Source organism: Algoriphagus sediminis (assembly GCF_030403435.1).
In the GTDB taxonomy this organism is placed as follows: Bacteria; Bacteroidota; Bacteroidia; order Cytophagales; family Cyclobacteriaceae; genus Algoriphagus; species Algoriphagus sediminis.
Genome location: NZ_JAUEPH010000002.1, coordinates 20,986 through 38,473, shown reverse-complemented (window position 1 = coordinate 38,473; position 17,488 = coordinate 20,986). Strand labels below are relative to the sequence as shown.

The following is a 17,488-nucleotide window of genomic DNA, read 5'->3' as shown; positions in this document are numbered from 1 at the left end:
ATCGAATGTCGAAGAAATGAATTCCTAAATTAATCCAACTTCAAAACCGCCATAAATGCCTCTTGTGGCACTTCGACGTTTCCAACTTGTCTCATTCGCTTTTTACCTTTTTTCTGCTTTTCTAGAAGCTTGCGCTTACGAGAAATATCACCACCATAACACTTGGCAATCACATTCTTACGTAGGGCTTTGACAGTTTCTCTTGCAATAACCTTGTTCCCTATCGCCGCTTGAATCGCAATTTCAAACATCTGCCTTGGCACCAGCTCCTTAAGCTTTTCGCAAAGCCTTTTTCCCCATTCGTAGGCCTTGTCCCTATGAACTACAGCGGACAGGGCATCTACTGGATCTCCGTTGAGCATAATGTCCAAACGAACCATATTTGATGGCTGATAGCCCTTTAATTCGTAGTCTAGAGAGGCATAACCTCGGGAAATGGTCTTTAACTTATCAAAGAAATCAAAAACAATTTCAGCAAGAGGCATATCAAAGGTTAGCTCCACACGGTCTGCTGTGAGGTAAACCTGATTTTTGATTTGCCCACGCTTTTCCATACATAATTGAATGACTGGACCTACATAATCAGCGGCGGTAATGATCGAAGCCTTTACAAATGGTTCTTCAATGTGCTTGAATTTATTTGGATCAGGCATATCAGATGGAGCATTGATGACCTGATACGTATCATCGGTCATCAGGGCTCGGAACTGTACCGAAGGAACCGTAGTGATCACCGTCATATCAAATTCACGCTCCAGTCTTTCCTGAACGATTTCCATGTGAAGCATTCCAAGGAATCCACAACGGAAACCAAATCCAAGAGCAGCAGATGTTTCAGGTTCCCAAACAAGAGAAGCATCATTTAGCTGAAGCTTTTCCATGGAAGCCCTCAGCTCTTCATAATCCGTTGTTTCTACAGGATAAATCCCCGCGAAGACCATTGGTTTTACGTTTTCAAAACCCTGAATGGCTTTGTCACAAGGGCGCTTCAAATGAGTTATTGTATCACCTACCTTTACTTCTTTGGCCACCTTAACCCCAGAAATGAGATAGCCAACATCTCCCGCAGACATGGTTTGTTGGGGTATTTGGTTGATTCCCAAAATACCTATCTCATCCGCATCGTATTCTTTACCAGTATTAACAAATTTGATTTTATCGCCTTTGCTCAGAGAGCCATTAAATATCCTGAAGATTACTTCTACTCCACGGAAAGAATTATACACGGAGTCAAAAATCATTGCCTGTAGCGGGGCATCCGCATCTCCAACAGGTGCTGGAATTTTTTCAACCACTGCATTCAGAATATCCTCAATACCAAGACCTTCTTTGCCGGAGGCCAAAATAATATCCTCCCGTTCACAACCAATCAAGTCGATCACCTCATCGGCAGCCGCCTCAGGGTCAGCACCGGGTAAATCGATTTTATTTAAAACAGGAATGATTTCAAGGTCATGCCCCATAGCCAAATATAAATTGGATATAGTCTGAGCTTCAACACCTTGCGAAGCATCTACGATCAAAAGTGCTCCTTCACAAGCAGCGATGGATCGGGAAACCTCATATGAAAAGTCAACGTGTCCCGGAGTATCAATCAGGTTCAAAGTATACTCCTCACCCTGATAAGTATATTTCATCTGAATGGCATGAGATTTTATCGTAATCCCTCTCTCCCGCTCTAAATCCATGTCATCCAACAACTGATTCTGCATCTCCCGATCAGATACCGTATCGGTAAACTGCAACAACCTATCCGCCAACGTACTCTTCCCATGATCAATATGGGCGATGATACAGAAGTTCCTTATATTTTTCATATTCATTTCGGCCGCAAAACTAGTAAATAAAGCCCAGATAATGAGAATATATCATAGCCTCTTTACTTCCTTCATAAGATCATATTTTTAATATTCTCTTACAGCTGGATAATCATTTGTTTACCTTTACGGTTTTAAAATCACCTATGAAATCTGTAGCGGAAAGCAAGAAATCAGAGAACATCGCTGAGTACATCGTTTACATGTACCAAATGGAGGATCTGATTCGATCTTATCAGGGAAATATGACAGAAATCAATGAATTTGTCGTGAAGAAGTACCCTGTGGATGAAGCTGAAAAAAAAGAGATCTTTTCCTGGTTTTTAAATCTTGTAGGCCAAATGGAGGATCAGGGAATCATGAAAAAAGGCCACTTGAATTCCTTAAATGAATTAGTGGAAAAACTAGCCACTATTCATTGGGATATGCTTAAAAAAGACTCGGGGTATTTTAAAATTTATAACTCCGCAAAACCTCATATCATCCAATCGGTGATGGAAGCGGAAGGCCAAAATTTGGGAAACGAGATTCAAATTTGCCTGAACGGGGTTTATGGACTTTTGCTTTGTAGATTATTGGGCAAAAAGGTAACTGATGAGCAATTAGAGTCGGCCAAAGCTTTTGGGGAGGTGTTGAGTATGCTTAGCTATTATTACCGAGTGGGTGATTCCCTCCCAGAAAATTAATCAGGCCTCAAAAAACTCCCACACACTTTTGTATCCCCCTACTTTCTCCACATAGGATAAAAGCCTATCGAAGAAAGAACTTACTGCCAAAGTACCAGAGTCACCGATCAAAACCAGTTTTCTCTTTGCCCGGGTCAGAGCCACATTCATTCTTCGCTCTTCAGCCAAAAATCCTATTTCTCCATCCTCATTAGAACGAGTAAGGGAAATCACCATAAAATCTCTTTCCTGACCCTGAAAGCCATCCACGGTGTCTATGGTAATCATCTCTGAAAAAGCCTTGAGATTTGGGAAATCATAGCCCTCAAAAATCAGGCTTTTTAGCATTCGAACCTGAGCCCCATAGGGAGCGATCAGGCCGATGGTCCAATTATTTTCTTTAAAGGTTCCGATTCCGATTTCAAGGATAAGACGGTTCAAATGCTCACAAGTAAACCTTGCTTCCTGAGCATTAAATGTACTTAAGGTTTCCTCTTCTTTTTGCTCGGCAAAGGATGCGCCAGCCGTATCTATCCACTCAAATACATGTTGACCTTGGATAGGGTGGAGATTTGTGTTTGGTGCTGCCTGAAGTTTATTTCCATAAAACACTTCATTAGAGAAACCCATGATGATTTCAGGCATCCTGTATTGAAGCTCCAGCATTTTTGCAGAATCCGGATTTCGAGTGATCGCTTTCTCAAATAGGGTTTCAGCCAGACCTTCTTTTGCTGCCGCAAATGATTTAATGGTGGGTGGAAGTTGAAAATGGTCTCCCGCGAAAACAACTTTCTTAGCTTTCATAATAGGAATCCATGTTGCAGCCTCAAGCCCCTGGGCTGCTTCATCAATGAAAACCACGTCAAAGGTCAAGCCCTTCAGGGGAAAGGAAGAGGCACCGACAAGAGTAGTGGCAAATACTTTTGTCGATTGTAAAATATCATATTGAATATACTCTTCCAGAGATTTGGCGGCCTCTCTACACCTTGAAACCTCAGCATACATCAATTTCCTCTGTGCTCTCTCCTGAGGTCCGAAATTCCTTTTGTACTGCTTTGCAAGAGACAAATACTGGTTAGTTTCTTTACGGAGCTTTTTTAAATCACGGTAGCTCTCATGCAGAACCTCCTTGGCATCTAGGGTTTGATTGAGAATTTTCTCCTCCACTCTGGCAGGATGGCCAATTCGGGTAGTTTCTATTCCCTGATCCACCAGCTTTTCTACCAGAAGATCTACTGCAGCATTGCTCGGTGCACAAACGATTACAGATTCTTTTCTCATAACCGAATCCTTAATCGCTTGAACCAGAGTGGTGGTTTTACCCGTACCCGGTGGACCGTGAACTACTGCCACATCCCTTGCTGATGCTATCAAGTCACAAGCTTCATTTTGAGAAAAATTCAATTCTTTTTCAGGATGAAATTCTACTTTAGAAAAACTTGCCTTTGCATCGCCAAGTAAAACATCCTTAAGCTCTGCAAGTCTTCGGTTTTCTCCTTTGATCAGCTGTTTCATAGCAAACTCCATCTCCCGGTAGCTCGCCTCATCAAATAACAAATCCACTCCAAGACGATTTTTCTCCATCCATTCAGGCAATTCATCGGTCTGAAGAGTAAGAATCATGGTGTTTTTTCTGACCTGGTTTACAACGGCCTTTATCCGATTATCCTGACTCTGAAAGGATTCATGTGTGCTGAAGAAGGAAACCGACTTCCCTGAGCCAAAGGATGAGCTCTGGTCTAAATTTAAACGCTCGATCTCCACAATCAGCCGCTCTCCCATCCCGATCTTGCTTTTTTTCAAATTAACCGGGTGCCAAGTGATCCCTTGCTTTTTCCTTTCAGCTATACTGGTATTCATGAACTTAGCCTTGTACTGAGCCAGATCTTCCTGCCACTCCTTTTTCAGAAGTTTTAACCCTCGTTTTAATTCTTCGGTAACCTTATCCATCTTTTGTGAACTTGGGCATGAAACTAAGCAGGATGAACTTAGTTTCGTACATTTAAATCGTAAAATGAATTACCTAGCACACGCCTTTCTTTCTTTTGACCAAGAACAAGTTCTCGTAGGGAATTTCATAGGCGATTTTGTAAAGGGAAATAGCCTTGATTCATATCCAGAAGGGATTCAGGTGGGTGTTTTTTTGCACCGAAGAATAGATGCGTATACAGATTCTCATCCCTTAGTAAAAGCGGGGCAAAGCTATCTAAAGCCACATTTTGGCAGGTACTCCACTGTAATCACGGATATATTCTTCGATTATTACTTAGCGAATAATTGGTCAAAGTATTCTGCCGAGCCACTCGAAAAATTCATCGATCGAACTTATCGGACTATGCATAAGTATCGAGAGCTATTGCCTGAGCGATTCATGGGAATGTTTCATTACATGAGCAAGCAAAATTGGCTTTTGCAATACGCAAAAATTGAAGGCATGCAAAGCTCCTTAACCGGACTTTCTAAGCGCACCCGTTTTGATTCTAAGATGGAACAGGCGCATTTATATTTACTGGAATTTGAAGCTGAATTTGAAGTTATTTTTCTGGCCTTTTTTGAAGATTTGATCAGCTTTGCAAAGCGAAAACTAAAAGAAATTGAATTAGAATATGGTTGTCATTAAACCGAAAATATCCACCTACTTCTCATTAAGTCTTGTTGTTGTTTTTTTGATCGCAGGATTGGTCTTCATCCTTAGAGATTTTGCTTACAAGGGGAGTTTTGGACTTTGGTTTTATCTGGTTGCCTGCACCATCATTACCGTGGTTCTTCTTATGCTATTAGTGAAAATGCTGGCTGGATTTCGGTTTATTTCTGCCGGTAAAGACAAAATTGAAGTGAGACTTCCATTAAGAGGCTATAAGAAAGTCTATCATGTTAAAGATATTCTGGCGTGGGAGGAAGAGACAATCACAGCCAATAAAAAGGAATTCCGACAGGTGACGGTTGCTTTTTCAGATCAGCAATCCATTTCGATTTCAAACCATGAACATGAATCCTATAATGGCTTTGTGGAATACCTAAAAAAGAAAGCTGCCAGAAAAAAGGTGAAAAATAAAAAAGCCTGATTTCTCAGGCCTTTATCTATCGTTGGTTTCGAAAATGCTTATCGTATAATTTGATGCTTTCCTGAATAATTCCGAGGGCATCTTCCTTTCCCAAAAAGTCTTCGACCTTCACCTCTTTATTTTCAAGTTTTTTATAGTCCTCGAAAAACCGATGAACCTCTTTCATCAAGTGTGGTGGAAGCTCATCAATGTCATTGACATAGTTTACGGATTGATCACCAGCCGCTACCGCTATAATTTTGTCATCTGCTTCACCTCCATCAACCATACGCATTACACCTATCACTTTGGCTTCAACCAGAGTCATGGATGGAATATCAATTTGAGAAATAATCAGAATATCCAAAGGATCATGATCCTCACAATAAGTCTGCGGTATGAAACCATAATTTGCAGGATAGTGAACTGCAGAAAAGAGTACCCTATCCAGCATGAGCATCCCGGATTTCTTATGAAGTTCATATTTACCTTTACTCCCTTTTGGTATTTCCACAACCCCCATTACAGTTTCAGGAGCGTCTTTACCAATGTTTACATCATGCCATGGATTTATCATAATATTTCAATTATAAAAAGTGATTAGTCTTTTTTTAAGTTACAAAGGAATCAGGAATTCTCAGGTTTCATACTGGGTAGAGTAACACTTACTTTGGTACTATCGCCAAGTTTGGAATCAATATTTATCTGTCCTCCGAGCTGAACCACAGCCTCACGGACCATATATAAACCTAATCCAGTACCTACATTATGCTGTGCTGCTCTGGTGAAAAGATTAAAAACGTCCTGAATATATTTATCATCAATTCCGATTCCATTGTCCTCGATCAAAATGGATGCACCTTCATCACTTGTTTCAATGTCTATTTTGATGATTTTTACCTCCCGGTCCTTTGCCTGAAACTGCACTGAGTTACTGAAGAGATTATTTAAAATAACTCTGATTTTGGAGTCGTCTGAAAAAAAATCATGTTCCTGATTAATATGAACTGAAATCTCAAAACCCTCAAGGTCAAATTTCTCGCGGTAAGCCTTCATTTGCTGGGCCATGATCTCATTGAAGTTGATCGAACTCACTTTATGATCAATTTTGGTTGACCGATAAAAATCCAGCATTTTGAAAATATAGTCGTCGAGCTTACCTGTTGAACTCTCTATCATATCGAAATATTCTAGAGTCTTAGGATTATCAAGTTCCATCTTTGCCAGCTTCGCAACACCAGAAATACTCATCAGCGGGCCTCGAAGCTCATGGGATAAACTGTAAACAAACTTATTCATCTCTGAGTGGAGCTTCTCAAGCTTTTCGCTCTTTTCCTTGAGCTCTTTTCTCATGAAGAATAGATCCGCTGCGTTTTTTATAGAATTCTTGATTTGTTCGATATTCCAGGGTTTATCGATAAATCTATAGACTTCACCCTTATTAATAGCGTCGATTACACTGCTTATATCTGAATAACCAGTGAGTAGGATTCGAATTGGGTCAGGGTTAATTTTGACCATCTTCTCAAAAAATTCTGTGCCGGTCATACCCGGCATTCTTTGATCGGCGATGACCACGTGAATCTCCTTTTCTCCAGCTATTTTGAGCCCTTCCAAACCATCCAGAGCGGTAAAAACATTGAATTCTCTCCTTAAGGTTGCCCTAAATGACTTGAGGTTATTATCCTCGTCGTCAATGTAAAGTACATTAATATTACTCCTCATTCTTGCGACTATTTTGATTGATAGGAAGAGTTATTGAAAAAGTAGTTCCCACTCCAAGTTCGGAATTTACTTCTAAAGTTCCATGGTGATTTTCAATGATTGAATAAACAATAGAAAGACCTAGACCTGTGCCCTTGCCCACAGCCTTAGTTGTGAAGAAGGGTTCAAACACCTTATCTTTCACAGATTCTGGCATTCCAGGCCCATTATCTTCGATTTCTATGGTCACTGTTTCAAGATTGGCATGAGATCTCAAAGTAATTTTGGGGTCCTGAATCTCATCAATATGGTCAGAAAGAGCATGAATGGCATTATTGATGATATTCATAAATACCTGATTAATCTTACCGGCCAGGCACTCCACAAGTGGTAATTCTCCAAACTCCCGAACTACTCTGATTTTGCTCGGCATAGAGCTATTTAAAAGGATGATAGTACTATTTATTCCGTCATGTAAATCCACTTTCTTGACGTCTTGCTCATCCACCCTAGAGAATAATCGAAGTCCTTTGACGATATCAACCGTACGTTTGGCACCATCTTCCATCCCTTTGAGTAACTGGTCTACCTCATCTAAAACATAGTCTAGCTCCAGATCTTCCTCTAATTGTTGGGCTTCTTTTATGGCATCTTCATCAAAGTGCTTTTTACCATTTTCGCGGTAGAATTCGATTATCTCTAAAATGTCAGCGATATCCCTTTTCAAAGGGGAAATATTGGAGCTTACAAAGTTGATGGGGTTATTAATTTCATGGGCAATTCCTGCGGTAAGTTGACCCAAAGAAGCCATTTTTTCCTGATTGACAAGCTGACTCTGAGTGTCCTGAAGATTTCTCAAAGCATGTTCTAGTTCTTCTGTCCTGAGCTGTACTTTTTCTTCCAACATGGTGTTTTGTTCCATGATGAGCTTCTCGTTTTCAGCGAGGACTTTTAACCTCTCTGATTGTTCCTTGTCTTTTTCCTTTTTCAGGATATTAATCTTGTCAGCCAGTGCAAAAGATAGAAGTACTACTTCTAAAGCAGAGCCAAAGGGCATAATGTAAGCCGTGAGATCATTAGTTGGGAGAACTCCCATTTCACTAAAGACAAAGAGAAAGATCCCAATCATAAAGACTGACCAGGCCAGCAAATAAAAACGTGCAGGTCTGTAACCAGCCTTCAGAACCATCACTGCTACGAACAGAACGAAGAAAACGACAATGGCCTGTGTAACCAGAAGAGTCTGATAGCTAATAGTTATGGAAAAGAAAAAAGCATTTACAAGGATGAAACCATAAACCAAATAGATGAACCAAAACCCAGTGTCTAGCTTTGGAACGAATTTCTTTGTGGAAAGGAACACCCTCAGGAACCAAATTCCTACTATGCTCACCAACGAAGAAAATATAACCCCTGCTTTTAAACTTAGCCAAACAGAATCCTGCCAGATTAATTCTTGTGTATAGCCTAATATGGAGCTTTGGGCAAACCACACCAAGACCGTATGGATCACATAAATCAGGTAAATTTTATCCTGGACAGAGAAATAAAGGAAAAGGTTATAAAAAAGCAGCCCGGCTATGATTCCAGTAAATATCCCAAAAAGGATGTTTTCCCGATTAATAATGGACTCGACGTATTCCAGATTAGAAATGGTGGAAGTGATTATTTTCTTGTTTACACTTTTTACCTCTAGGAAAAGGGATACCTCTTTATTTTGGGGAATATTTATTTCGAAAATTATCGACTTAGATGGAATAGGCCTTGCATCAAAATCTTCTAATCTCCCACCTCTGTAAGTTCCCAGTACTTCTCCCTCCGAAACCACAAAAAGCTGGAGACTATCCAGGGAAGCATTGTTGATATAAAGATATTTTTCTTCTTCATTGGTGTTATTTACCACGTCGTACCTAATCCAGACGATGTCATTATTGATTCCAAAATTCATGGATTCATTTGTGAGGGAAACAAAATCATCTCTCTGAATAGCATCTTTTATGTTAATTTTTTCCTCTTCATCTAGAATGAGATATTGATAACTATCCAGCCTCTGTTGACTGTCCGTAATTTGATTAACTGAAAATAGTTGGACAAAGCTGAAAAAAAGAAGTAGAGCCAAGTGCATTTATTCTTTCCAATTAGGGTTTTCGATCTTCAGATCGTATTCAAAATTAATTTTTCCTTTTGGAGTTTCTTCGAGCCTATTGATTTGCAAATTTTGACGTAAATCCAAGATAAACTCCCTCTCCACTTCAAGAGCCTTTGGTAAATTTTCTACATCCTTAAGCACAGCAAGCGTAGCAACAAGATCCAGTTTAGGGTAGAAGAAGGTTCCTTTATTTCCAATTTTCTCTTCTATTTCAAAGCCTTTTTGCATAGTAGGCTTTAGAGTATACTCGGCACAAAGCGCGAAAAGTGTTTTCACATTAAGTTGGGCGGAAATTACTAAGGATGCCCTTGACAAAAAAATCGCTCCAATTCCATATCCTGAGATAGCACGACTATTCCAAAGCCCCCCAATCTCTCCCGTACCGTCCTTTCTGTACTCAGCTATTAAATCATGTATTCCAGAGTCTACCTGGCTAATGGCACCTTCGAGAGGTAGTAAATAGTCTTCATGAGAAATATGGATTCGCAAACCACTCACTACCTTATTCGAGCTTTTCTCTGTTACGGTGATCACAAAAACAAAAGGGTTGAACATCCAGTCGTTATTTGAGGAAGTAACTTTGGTGACCCCATAATCCTTTAAAACATTTGCATGCCCTTCTATGAACTTTTTGCAAAGTTCAGGTTCATCCACGGCTCGAAATGCTTTAAATGAAAACATAATTTTTACAGAACAATTAAACTATCTGTGACCTTTCTTCGGTAAGCTCGAATACTAGGCTGACCGGCATCATTGACTCTGAACATGAACAATTCATTCTTTTCATTTTCAGAATCAAATATTGAATTAAGGGATTTTTTTAAGTCTTTTATGCTTTCTGCTTCGGTTTCAGTAAATCCATGATCTTTAATTTTTTCCACTCTGTGGAAAATAAATAGGCAGGCAGTCACCGGCTGAAAACTGTACCCGTCAAGATTTGCCTTAAGCCAAATTCTCTGTAAAACTCTCCCGGCCTTAAGGAAGGTATCTGGGTCGTATTTTAATCCTCGGAGTAAAAAGAGCGCAGAAGACGTCATTAAGGTCTGATGAGAAATTTTGGTAAGACCATAACCCATTAAAAACTTCTTAAAAAATCGAATCGTCCTCGGGTCTTTTAACAAACCCATGGCAGCTCTCTCCGCAGCCGAAAGCTCAAGTGTAGCTATATCTATACCATCCAAAGTTTCTTTAGCTTCTTTTTCTGACCAGCGAACTTCGTGGACAAAATCTTTTAACCCTTGTTCATGAAAAAGTCTTAAGCGGTCCATTTCACCTATCACTTTGGATAGTTTATTCAGGTCTTCTTCCTGTTCTTTAAAATCAAGAAAAAGTCCCTCCTCTTCTGCCATTTCTGAATAGACTTTGAGGACATCCTTCGGAAGAAATTGTTTCTTGGTATTTTTTCTATTGGTATTTCTGAGTTCTATGGCATCTACCAATTCTTCATAAGGTGTCTTAATCGGAAGTTTTTGCTTTCCTATGAATCGAACGCTGGCAATTAAATCCTCATCAAATTCCTTGATCTGCTGGATTATTTCTAGCTCAATACCAGCTTTGGCGGAAGCCAATCTCAAGTTTTCAAGGGCAGCTCCAAATGCAATCAAGGACCCGGAACCGTTAAAATCAAGCATGGAATGGCTACGAACCTTATCATGAAAGAGGTGAAGCACTCCCTTTGAATCAAAAACCCAAATCCAAGGCTGAACATTTCCACCCGATGGGGCTGTATTTGCCTTTTCCAGCAGGTCATAAAGTTCTTGTTCCGTTAGAAAATAGGATGAAGGCAAAACATTTCTGGGAAGATTATGCCTGGGATCTGCTGACTTTGGCGAATCGCTGCTATCAATCTCCAAATCGGAATTTTCATGCAAGGCTATAATTTCATCCAAATCCACATAAAACCGACCAGATTTTACTGATTCGTTTAAAAGAACTCTTCTTCCGATATGAGCAATGGTCGCTCCTCCCAAAAATACAGCTGAAGCCAACTGAGGCCAGGTCGAAATAGTCTCTCCAATTTCCAAAAGCGAGGCTTTCATTCTGGGAGAGAGTGTCTCGACTCCTGTGATTTTTAATCCCACCCCTACTTTTTGGGGGTTAGTCAGACCACTTAATTCTTTCCTTGAAACACCCTCTAAATAGCCATGTAAAATTTCTCTCTCAGGTTCCACATCGAAGCGCTCTACATCCACCATTCCCCTGTCTGAAGTCTCCATCATCACAGGTATTCCAAAATGCTTGGCACGTTCTCTAGCCAGAATTTTTACATCGAGGCTATCGCATTCGTCAACCAAAAGATCTAACTGACCATCTGCGGTTAGGAAAGAATCAATATTATCCTCCGTGATCCCATCTTCATAAATAGTCAATTTGAGGTAAGGATCGATTTCTGAAATTTCCCGTGCAGCAATTACCGTTTTTGCTCTGCCCAAATCAGGCACTCCTGCTTTTATCCTGTTAAGATTACTCAGTTCCAGATGGTCAAAATCTGCAAGTCGCATTTCGCCACAGCTTCGCTCCAGAGCCATCACCAAGGCGATACTCTGCCCCACAGAAAGTCCTATTATTCCGACCTTCTTTTCCCTTAGTATCGCTTGTTCTTCGTGGGTTATTTTATAGTTATTCCTCTGAGTCCTCACCCTGATGAAATCCTCCTCAGGGAGCAGACGAGTCACAATATTTTTCCAAGGGTAGTAAACCCAATTGCCATAGGAGTCTCGATCAGTATTTTGAAAAAAGGATTGTATCTCCTGTTCAAGTTCTTCTTCTTTAAAAATCCTTTGCGGAGTAAGCGCTTTTATCAATTCTCCAACCTGATGATCCAGACTGTCCACAACTTCAAGATAGGGTATAGACTTCCATTCGTCCATCCTTATTGGGACTTTCGGATCACTCGCAGCTATTATAAAAGGAAGCATTCGATCTTTAAGATCAAATTTCTGGGTAATGGGCATGCATTAGAAAGGGTGATACTATGCAAGGGTAAATATAAAACTTTCAACTAATAACAACTAAAAAAGGCTTGGATTTAGGTCTAAATGCAGCTCTTCTTCAGGGATTTTTTGATACCAATCATTGCTTTTTGCATTTTTCAAAAAAAAAAAGATACTTTTAAATTAAAGTAACTTTTTGAACGGCCCTGTATTAAAACTTAATGAGCGATTCCAAAACAGAAAAAATTAGAATACTCTACGTCGATGATGAAGAAAATAATCTTCAAGCCTTCAAAGCGACTTTCAGAAGAGATTACAAAATTCTCCTAGCTATAAGTGCCAAGGAGGCCAAGGATGTCCTCAGTGAGAATGAGATTGATATAATCATCACTGATCAACGTATGCCAGAGGAGACAGGTGTGGAATTTCTAGAATCAATTATACCTGATTATCCTAATCCCATTCGAATTCTCCTAACAGGATACACTGATATTCAGGCAGTTATAGACGCGATTAACAAGGGACAGGTTTATCATTATTTGACCAAACCCTGGGAAGAAGATTATTTAAGAACGGTTATCAAAAACGCTTTCGAGGTTTATTCCCTTAGACGTGAAAACGAACGACTTACCTCAGCCCTGATCAAATCCAATGAGCAGCTGGAGTTTCTTCTTCGACAAAACCTTTTGTCTTAGTACCTGGCAGCCAAAAGTAGTTGTAACTCTTTATGCTGAATTCCAAACTTCCTTGCCAAATGTGCATTCGTTAGACTGCCTCTGTAAGCGTACACTCCTCTGAGGAACCACTTGTAATTAAAGATCATCTCTTCGGCTCCACCGAGCTCGGCCATTTGTAAAATAATGGGAGTGAAAATATTGCTTAAGGAATAAGACCCGGTGTGAGCCACTCTGGAAGCTATGTTAGGAACTGCATAGTGAATTATCCCATGATGCAGGTACGTTGGGTTTTCGTGGGTGGTGGGTACTGCGGTTTCAATACATCCTCCCTGATCTATTCCTACATCTATTATGATGCTACCATGTATCATATTGGCTACCATTTCTTCCGTAACCACAATTTTATTTCTCCCTTTTTCGGCCCTCAGGGCTCCAATCACCACATCAGCTTCAGCCAGAGCATTCGTTAGGTTAAAATTATCAATGGTGGATGTGTGGACCTGCTGCCCGAGTAGCTGCCTAATTCTTCTAAGCTTGTAAATATGATTGTCAAATATTTTGATATTAGCCCCCAGTCCAAGAGCTGTTCTAGCAGCATACTCTGCAACCGTCCCTGCCCCAATGATGACTACTTGAGTGGGAGGAACCCCGGTTACACCACCGAGTATCAGGCCCTTACCATCATTTACGCTGGAAAGATATTCTGCTGCTATCAGCATCACTGTACTTCCTGCTATCTCCGACATTGCCCTGACTACAGGCATTCCTCCAACTTTGTCCTCCAAAAATTCAAAGGCCAAAGCGGTGATCTTCTTATCATTGAGCCTATTAATGAATTCAGAAGTCTGTTTCGAAAGTTGCAGAGAAGAGATGAGACAGCTCCCCATGGACATCTGACCTATTTCCTCCACCGAAGGAGGATCAATTTTTAAAACAACCTGAGCTTCAAATGCCTCCTTTGAATTATAAACTATTCGAGCACCAGCATCAGAAAAGTCTTGATCTGAAAATTTTGCTGCCAGACCTGCACCGGCCTCCACAAGAACAGTTAAGCCGTTATTACTTAAAATGCCGATAGATTCTGGTGTCAACACCACACGCTTTTCCGAATTCGATTTCTCCTTCGGAATTCCAATAGTGATACTTTTTTTACCCTTCTTAACTACAGCGGGTGATTCTTTGGTGAGCATCTCCGTGGATTCGACAATATCTACTTTTCTACTCATCATTAATTCTTTCTACGGTAATTTTGCGGGATGTGGCTCCTTCCATCTCCAAGGTGATTTTTAGAAATTTATCGGGTAGAAATTCAGCTACTTTTCCAGCCCATTCTACCCAGCATCGGTTTCCACTATAAAAATACTCTTCTATTCCGATATCCAAAGCTTCTGCCGGATCTACAATACGATAAAAATCAAAATGATAGATGATTTCACCTGATTCAGAATCATATTCATTTACTATACCGAACGTTGGGCTGCTAACAGGACTGTTAACCCCTAATTTTTGTGCGAGTGCCTTAATAAGAGTAGTTTTTCCTGCCCCCATTTCACCCTCAAAAATCCAGATTTTTTCCTCAAAGGCATTCTCAATTAAACCGCTTGCAAGGTTGTGAATTTGGGACAATTCAAAAGAAAAACCGGAGTCAAAATTCATTATTTGGGTCCAAGGTGAACAAGTGGGATGATCATTTCTTCCAAGGAGACACCTCCATGCTGAAAGGTATCCTTGTAGAAGTTGACATAATAATTGTAATTATTGGGGTATGCAAAGAAATAATCTTCAACAGCAAAAACGAAAGCCGATGAAACATTCATTTTTGGCAATCTGGCTTCCTCTGGATGTTTGATTTCAAAGACCTTGCCTTCTTCGAAATTGAGATTTTTGCCTTGCTTGTAGCGAAGATTTGTGGTGACTTTTTTATCCCCAATTATTCTGTATGGACGATTCACCCTCTTAGTTCCATGATCAGTGGTCACAATCACTTCAGCCCCTGCATACTGAATTCTTTTGAAAAGTTCGATAAGAGACGAGTGTTCAAACCAGCTCTTTGTCAAGGAACGATAAGCTGACTCATCTGGTGCCAATTCCCGGATCATCTTCATGTCCGTTCTGGCATGTGACATCATATCCACGAAATTGTAAACCAATACATTCAGATCATTTTGCAGAAGGTTATGAAAATTATCTAAAACAGCTTTGCCCTGATGGGCCTGGATTATCTTGTGATATGAAGCCCTGCCCTTGACCCGGTTTTTCTCCATATTAATTTTGAGCCATTCTTCTTCATGATTGTTTTTTCCTTCTTCAGAGTCCTCATTTTCCCACAGATCTGGATGAAATCTTGCCATATCCATAGGCATCATACCACTAAAAAGTGCATTCCTAGCATAAGCCGTGGTAGTTGGTAAAATACTATAATAGGTTTCTTTCTCGTCTATATTAAAATAGGGCATCAATAAGCCTTCTATGTCCTCCCATTGATCCAAACGAAGATTATCAATCACCACAAGAAATAGAGGTTTACCCTCTTTCACTTTCGGGAAAACTTTTTCCTTTAACACCTGGTGAGAGAGAAGCGGCCTATCGGGATTGGATTCCTTCATCCAGCTGAGATACTCCTCCTTAATAAATCTGGCAAAAGCACTATTCGCTTCCACCTTCTGAGTCTCCAGCACTTCCTGCATATTTTTATTCTCTGTAGAATCAATCTGTATCTCCCAGTAGTTCAGCTTTTTATAAATATTCGCCCAATCTTCATGATCTTCCGCATCACCGAAGGACATACTGATATTCATAAAGTCCTGCTGGTAATTCATGGTGGTCTTCTCATCGATAAGCTGACGGTTTTGGAGAATTTTTTTAATTGAAAGAAGGATCTGGCTAGGATTGATAGGCTTAATCAAATAGTCCGCTATCTTCCCACCTATGGCATCATCCATTATTTGTTCTTCCTCACTTTTGGTAATCATGACCACAGGAATCTGGGGTTTGATCTGTTTGATTTGCTGGAGGGTCTCCAAACCGGTCATTCCTGGCATCATTTCATCCAAAAAAACCACATCAAAATTTCTTTTTTCTACCTCCTCGATTGCATCCACCCCGGAGTTTGTTGTGGTTATTTCATAGCCTTTTTGTTCTAGAAAAAGTATATGAGGTTTTAGCAAATCGATTTCATCGTCTGCCCAGAGTATGTGATAGGTTTGAGACATGTGGCTTTCTGTTTCTTTTGAAATTATAGTTACTTTTGAATGTAATCAAATACGGCCTCGTTGAAAAGCCATAAAATTTTAAATGATCCTGTTTACGGATTTATTACTATACCCAGTGAGCTGATTTTTGCTATCATTGATCACCCATTTTTCCAAAGACTTAGAAGGATCAAACAGCTTGGGCTCACCGATTTTGTCTATCCAGGTGCTCTTCACACACGATTTCATCATGCGATCGGAGCCATGCACCTTATGAGCATCACCTTGGATCAACTTCGCAACAAGGGCACTGAAATCTCTGATGAGGAGTACGAAGCCACTTTGATTGCAATCCTATTACACGATATTGGTCACGGTCCGTTCTCCCATGCTTTGGAATTTAGCCTTCTTTATGAAGTTCCCCACGAAAAGCTGTCCATACTAGCCATGGAATATTTGAATGACCAATTTGATGGAAAATTGGATTTAGCATTGAAAATTTTTAAAAATCAATATGATAGAAAATTTTTCAATCAACTTGTTTCCAGTCAGTTAGATATTGATAGATTAGATTATCTCCAACGTGACTGCTTTTTCACTGGGGTGTCAGAGGGTACTATTGGAGCGGATAGAATCATTAAAATGATGGCTGTGAAAAATGATCAGGTTGTAATCGAGGAGAAGGGAATTTATTCCATAGAGAATTTTCTTTCGGCTAGAAGACTGATGTATTGGCAGGTTTATTTGCACAAAACCACAGTAAGTGCAGAAAAAATGCTAATCCAATTAATTCGCAGAGCAAAGCGTCTAGTCAATGAAGGTTCCGATCTCAGAATTAGTCCTAACTTCGATTTTCTTCTCAAGAACCAATTGGGAATACCGGAATTAGAGTCGAATACTGACTTACTTGAGAAGTTCTTTGAGTTAGACGATTTCGATATTTGGGGCGGGGTGAAACAATGGAAGAATCATGAAGATTATATACTAAGATCCATTTCCAGGATGTTTTTGGAGAGAAGACTATTCAAGGTGAAATTAACAAATACGCCTTTTTCTGATGAGGAAATAAACCAACTAAAGAAAGAGGTTATAGAGAATCTGGGAATAAGTGAAACGGACTTGAGCTATTTCTTTTCATGGGGTAAAGTGAGTAATTATGGCTATCTGCCGGAGGATCGGATTTATATTTTGACCAAAAGCGGCAATGTCATCGATTTGGCTGATGCAGCAGATTTACCGAATATTCAAATAATGAGCAAAAACGTAGAAAAGAGCTACGTATGCTATGCTAGATCACTTAACTAATTT

The 17,488-nt window shown here is 40.0% G+C and carries 15 protein-coding genes; 5 read left to right on the top strand and 10 right to left on the bottom strand.

What is annotated here, in order from left to right; translation table 11 throughout:
* Positions 1-29: 29 nt before the first annotated feature.
* Entirely contained in the window at positions 30-1,817 is a 1,788-nt protein-coding gene (gene lepA, locus QVH07_RS03425) for a translation elongation factor 4 (RefSeq protein ID WP_289998743.1), read from the bottom strand.
* A gap of 146 nt (positions 1,818-1,963) precedes the next feature.
* Between lepA and QVH07_RS03420 the strand changes: the two genes are divergently transcribed.
* Positions 1,964-2,503 (top strand): DUF4924 family protein, encoded by a 540-nt coding sequence (locus tag QVH07_RS03420; protein ID WP_289998742.1) that lies wholly within the window; start codon positions 1,964-1,966, stop codon positions 2,501-2,503.
* Here the strand turns inward: QVH07_RS03420 and QVH07_RS03415 are convergent, their stop codons facing one another.
* Complete coding sequence (locus QVH07_RS03415; RefSeq protein ID WP_289998741.1) at positions 2,504-4,432, bottom strand: AAA domain-containing protein; 1,929 nt, start codon at positions 4,430-4,432, stop codon at positions 2,504-2,506.
* A 64-nt stretch (positions 4,433-4,496) separates the two neighbouring features.
* Here QVH07_RS03415 and QVH07_RS03410 point away from each other — a divergent pair, with 64 nt between their 5' ends.
* On the top strand, positions 4,497-5,102 hold the full coding sequence (locus QVH07_RS03410) for an acyl carrier protein phosphodiesterase (protein ID WP_289998740.1): 606 nt from the start codon (positions 4,497-4,499) through the stop codon (positions 5,100-5,102).
* Positions 5,089-5,547, top strand: coding sequence for a hypothetical protein (locus QVH07_RS03405; protein WP_289998739.1), 459 nt, complete (start codon positions 5,089-5,091; stop codon positions 5,545-5,547). Before QVH07_RS03410 ends, QVH07_RS03405 begins: the two co-directional genes overlap by 14 nt.
* Before the next feature lie 16 nt (positions 5,548-5,563).
* Here QVH07_RS03405 and QVH07_RS03400 read toward each other — a convergent pair whose 3' ends face one another.
* From QVH07_RS03400 to QVH07_RS03380, 5 genes are read right to left on the bottom strand one after another with little or no spacing between them, the layout of a single operon-like run.
* Entirely contained in the window at positions 5,564-6,103 is a 540-nt protein-coding gene (locus QVH07_RS03400; RefSeq protein ID WP_289998738.1) for an inorganic diphosphatase, read from the bottom strand.
* Between the two features lie 50 nt (positions 6,104-6,153).
* The gene (locus QVH07_RS03395) at positions 6,154-7,251 is read right to left on the bottom strand and encodes a hybrid sensor histidine kinase/response regulator (protein ID WP_289998737.1); all 1,098 of its coding nucleotides are present in this window, start codon (positions 7,249-7,251) and stop codon (positions 6,154-6,156) included.
* The gene (locus tag QVH07_RS03390; protein WP_289998736.1) at positions 7,241-9,355 is read right to left on the bottom strand and encodes a sensor histidine kinase; all 2,115 of its coding nucleotides are present in this window, start codon (positions 9,353-9,355) and stop codon (positions 7,241-7,243) included. Before QVH07_RS03390 ends, QVH07_RS03395 begins: the two co-directional genes overlap by 11 nt.
* The gene (locus tag QVH07_RS03385) at positions 9,356-10,060 is read right to left on the bottom strand and encodes a hypothetical protein (RefSeq protein WP_289998735.1); all 705 of its coding nucleotides are present in this window, start codon (positions 10,058-10,060) and stop codon (positions 9,356-9,358) included. It lies immediately after the preceding gene.
* Between the two features lie 5 nt (positions 10,061-10,065).
* A complete protein-coding gene (locus QVH07_RS03380; protein ID WP_289998734.1) occupies positions 10,066-12,333 on the bottom strand; it encodes an Rv1355c family protein in 2,268 nt (755 codons plus the stop codon).
* Positions 12,334-12,533: 200 nt separating this feature from the next.
* Here QVH07_RS03380 and QVH07_RS03375 point away from each other — a divergent pair, with 200 nt between their 5' ends.
* Complete coding sequence (locus QVH07_RS03375; RefSeq protein WP_289998733.1) at positions 12,534-13,007, top strand: response regulator; 474 nt, start codon at positions 12,534-12,536, stop codon at positions 13,005-13,007.
* Here the strand turns inward: QVH07_RS03375 and QVH07_RS03370 are convergent.
* From QVH07_RS03370 to porX, 3 genes are read right to left on the bottom strand one after another with little or no spacing between them, the layout of a single operon-like run.
* Positions 13,004-14,179 carry an alanine dehydrogenase gene (locus tag QVH07_RS03370; protein WP_435367055.1) on the bottom strand — a complete coding sequence of 392 codons (1,176 nt, stop codon included), beginning with the start codon at positions 14,177-14,179 and terminating at the stop codon, positions 13,004-13,006. The two genes, QVH07_RS03375 and QVH07_RS03370, sit on opposite strands and share 4 nt — an antisense overlap.
* A 28-nt stretch (positions 14,180-14,207) precedes the next feature.
* Complete coding sequence (gene tsaE / locus QVH07_RS03365) at positions 14,208-14,645, bottom strand: tRNA (adenosine(37)-N6)-threonylcarbamoyltransferase complex ATPase subunit type 1 TsaE (RefSeq protein ID WP_289998731.1); 438 nt, start codon at positions 14,643-14,645, stop codon at positions 14,208-14,210.
* Positions 14,645-16,201, bottom strand: a complete 1,557-nt coding sequence (porX, locus tag QVH07_RS03360) for a T9SS response regulator signal transducer PorX (protein ID WP_289998730.1) — start codon at positions 16,199-16,201, stop codon at positions 14,645-14,647. The genes tsaE and porX overlap by 1 nt, the downstream gene beginning before the upstream one ends.
* A gap of 60 nt (positions 16,202-16,261) precedes the next feature.
* Here porX and QVH07_RS03355 point away from each other — a divergent pair, with 60 nt between their 5' ends.
* On the top strand, positions 16,262-17,485 hold the full coding sequence (locus QVH07_RS03355) for an HD domain-containing protein (RefSeq protein WP_289998729.1): 1,224 nt from the start codon (positions 16,262-16,264) through the stop codon (positions 17,483-17,485).
* The last annotated feature ends 3 nt before the right edge of the window (positions 17,486-17,488 follow it).

Excerpts from the sequence above, each read along its gene's own strand:
- QVH07_RS03380 (WP_289998734.1), bottom strand. The coding sequence starts at position 12,333 with ATGCCCATTACCCAGAAATTTGATCTTAAAGATCGAATGCTTCCTTTT.
- QVH07_RS03405 (WP_289998739.1), top strand. The coding sequence starts at position 5,089 with ATGGTTGTCATTAAACCGAAAATATCCACCTACTTCTCATTAAGTCTT.
- QVH07_RS03410 (WP_289998740.1), top strand. The coding sequence starts at position 4,497 with ATGAATTACCTAGCACACGCCTTTCTTTCTTTTGACCAAGAACAAGTT.
- QVH07_RS03415 (WP_289998741.1), bottom strand. The coding sequence starts at position 4,432 with ATGGATAAGGTTACCGAAGAATTAAAACGAGGGTTAAAACTTCTGAAA.
- QVH07_RS03370 (WP_435367055.1), bottom strand. The coding sequence starts at position 14,179 with ATGCTCACCAAAGAATCACCCGCTGTAGTTAAGAAGGGTAAAAAAAGT.
- lepA (WP_289998743.1), bottom strand. The coding sequence starts at position 1,817 with ATGAAAAATATAAGGAACTTCTGTATCATCGCCCATATTGATCATGGG.
- QVH07_RS03385 (WP_289998735.1), bottom strand. The coding sequence starts at position 10,060 with ATGTTTTCATTTAAAGCATTTCGAGCCGTGGATGAACCTGAACTTTGC.
- QVH07_RS03390 (WP_289998736.1), bottom strand. The coding sequence starts at position 9,355 with ATGCACTTGGCTCTACTTCTTTTTTTCAGCTTTGTCCAACTATTTTCA.
- QVH07_RS03400 (WP_289998738.1), bottom strand. The coding sequence starts at position 6,103 with ATGATAAATCCATGGCATGATGTAAACATTGGTAAAGACGCTCCTGAA.
- porX (WP_289998730.1), bottom strand. The coding sequence starts at position 16,201 with ATGTCTCAAACCTATCACATACTCTGGGCAGACGATGAAATCGATTTG.
- QVH07_RS03420 (WP_289998742.1), top strand. The coding sequence starts at position 1,964 with ATGAAATCTGTAGCGGAAAGCAAGAAATCAGAGAACATCGCTGAGTAC.
- QVH07_RS03395 (WP_289998737.1), bottom strand. The coding sequence starts at position 7,251 with ATGAGGAGTAATATTAATGTACTTTACATTGACGACGAGGATAATAAC.
- tsaE (WP_289998731.1), bottom strand. The coding sequence starts at position 14,645 with ATGAATTTTGACTCCGGTTTTTCTTTTGAATTGTCCCAAATTCACAAC.
- QVH07_RS03375 (WP_289998733.1), top strand. The coding sequence starts at position 12,534 with ATGAGCGATTCCAAAACAGAAAAAATTAGAATACTCTACGTCGATGAT.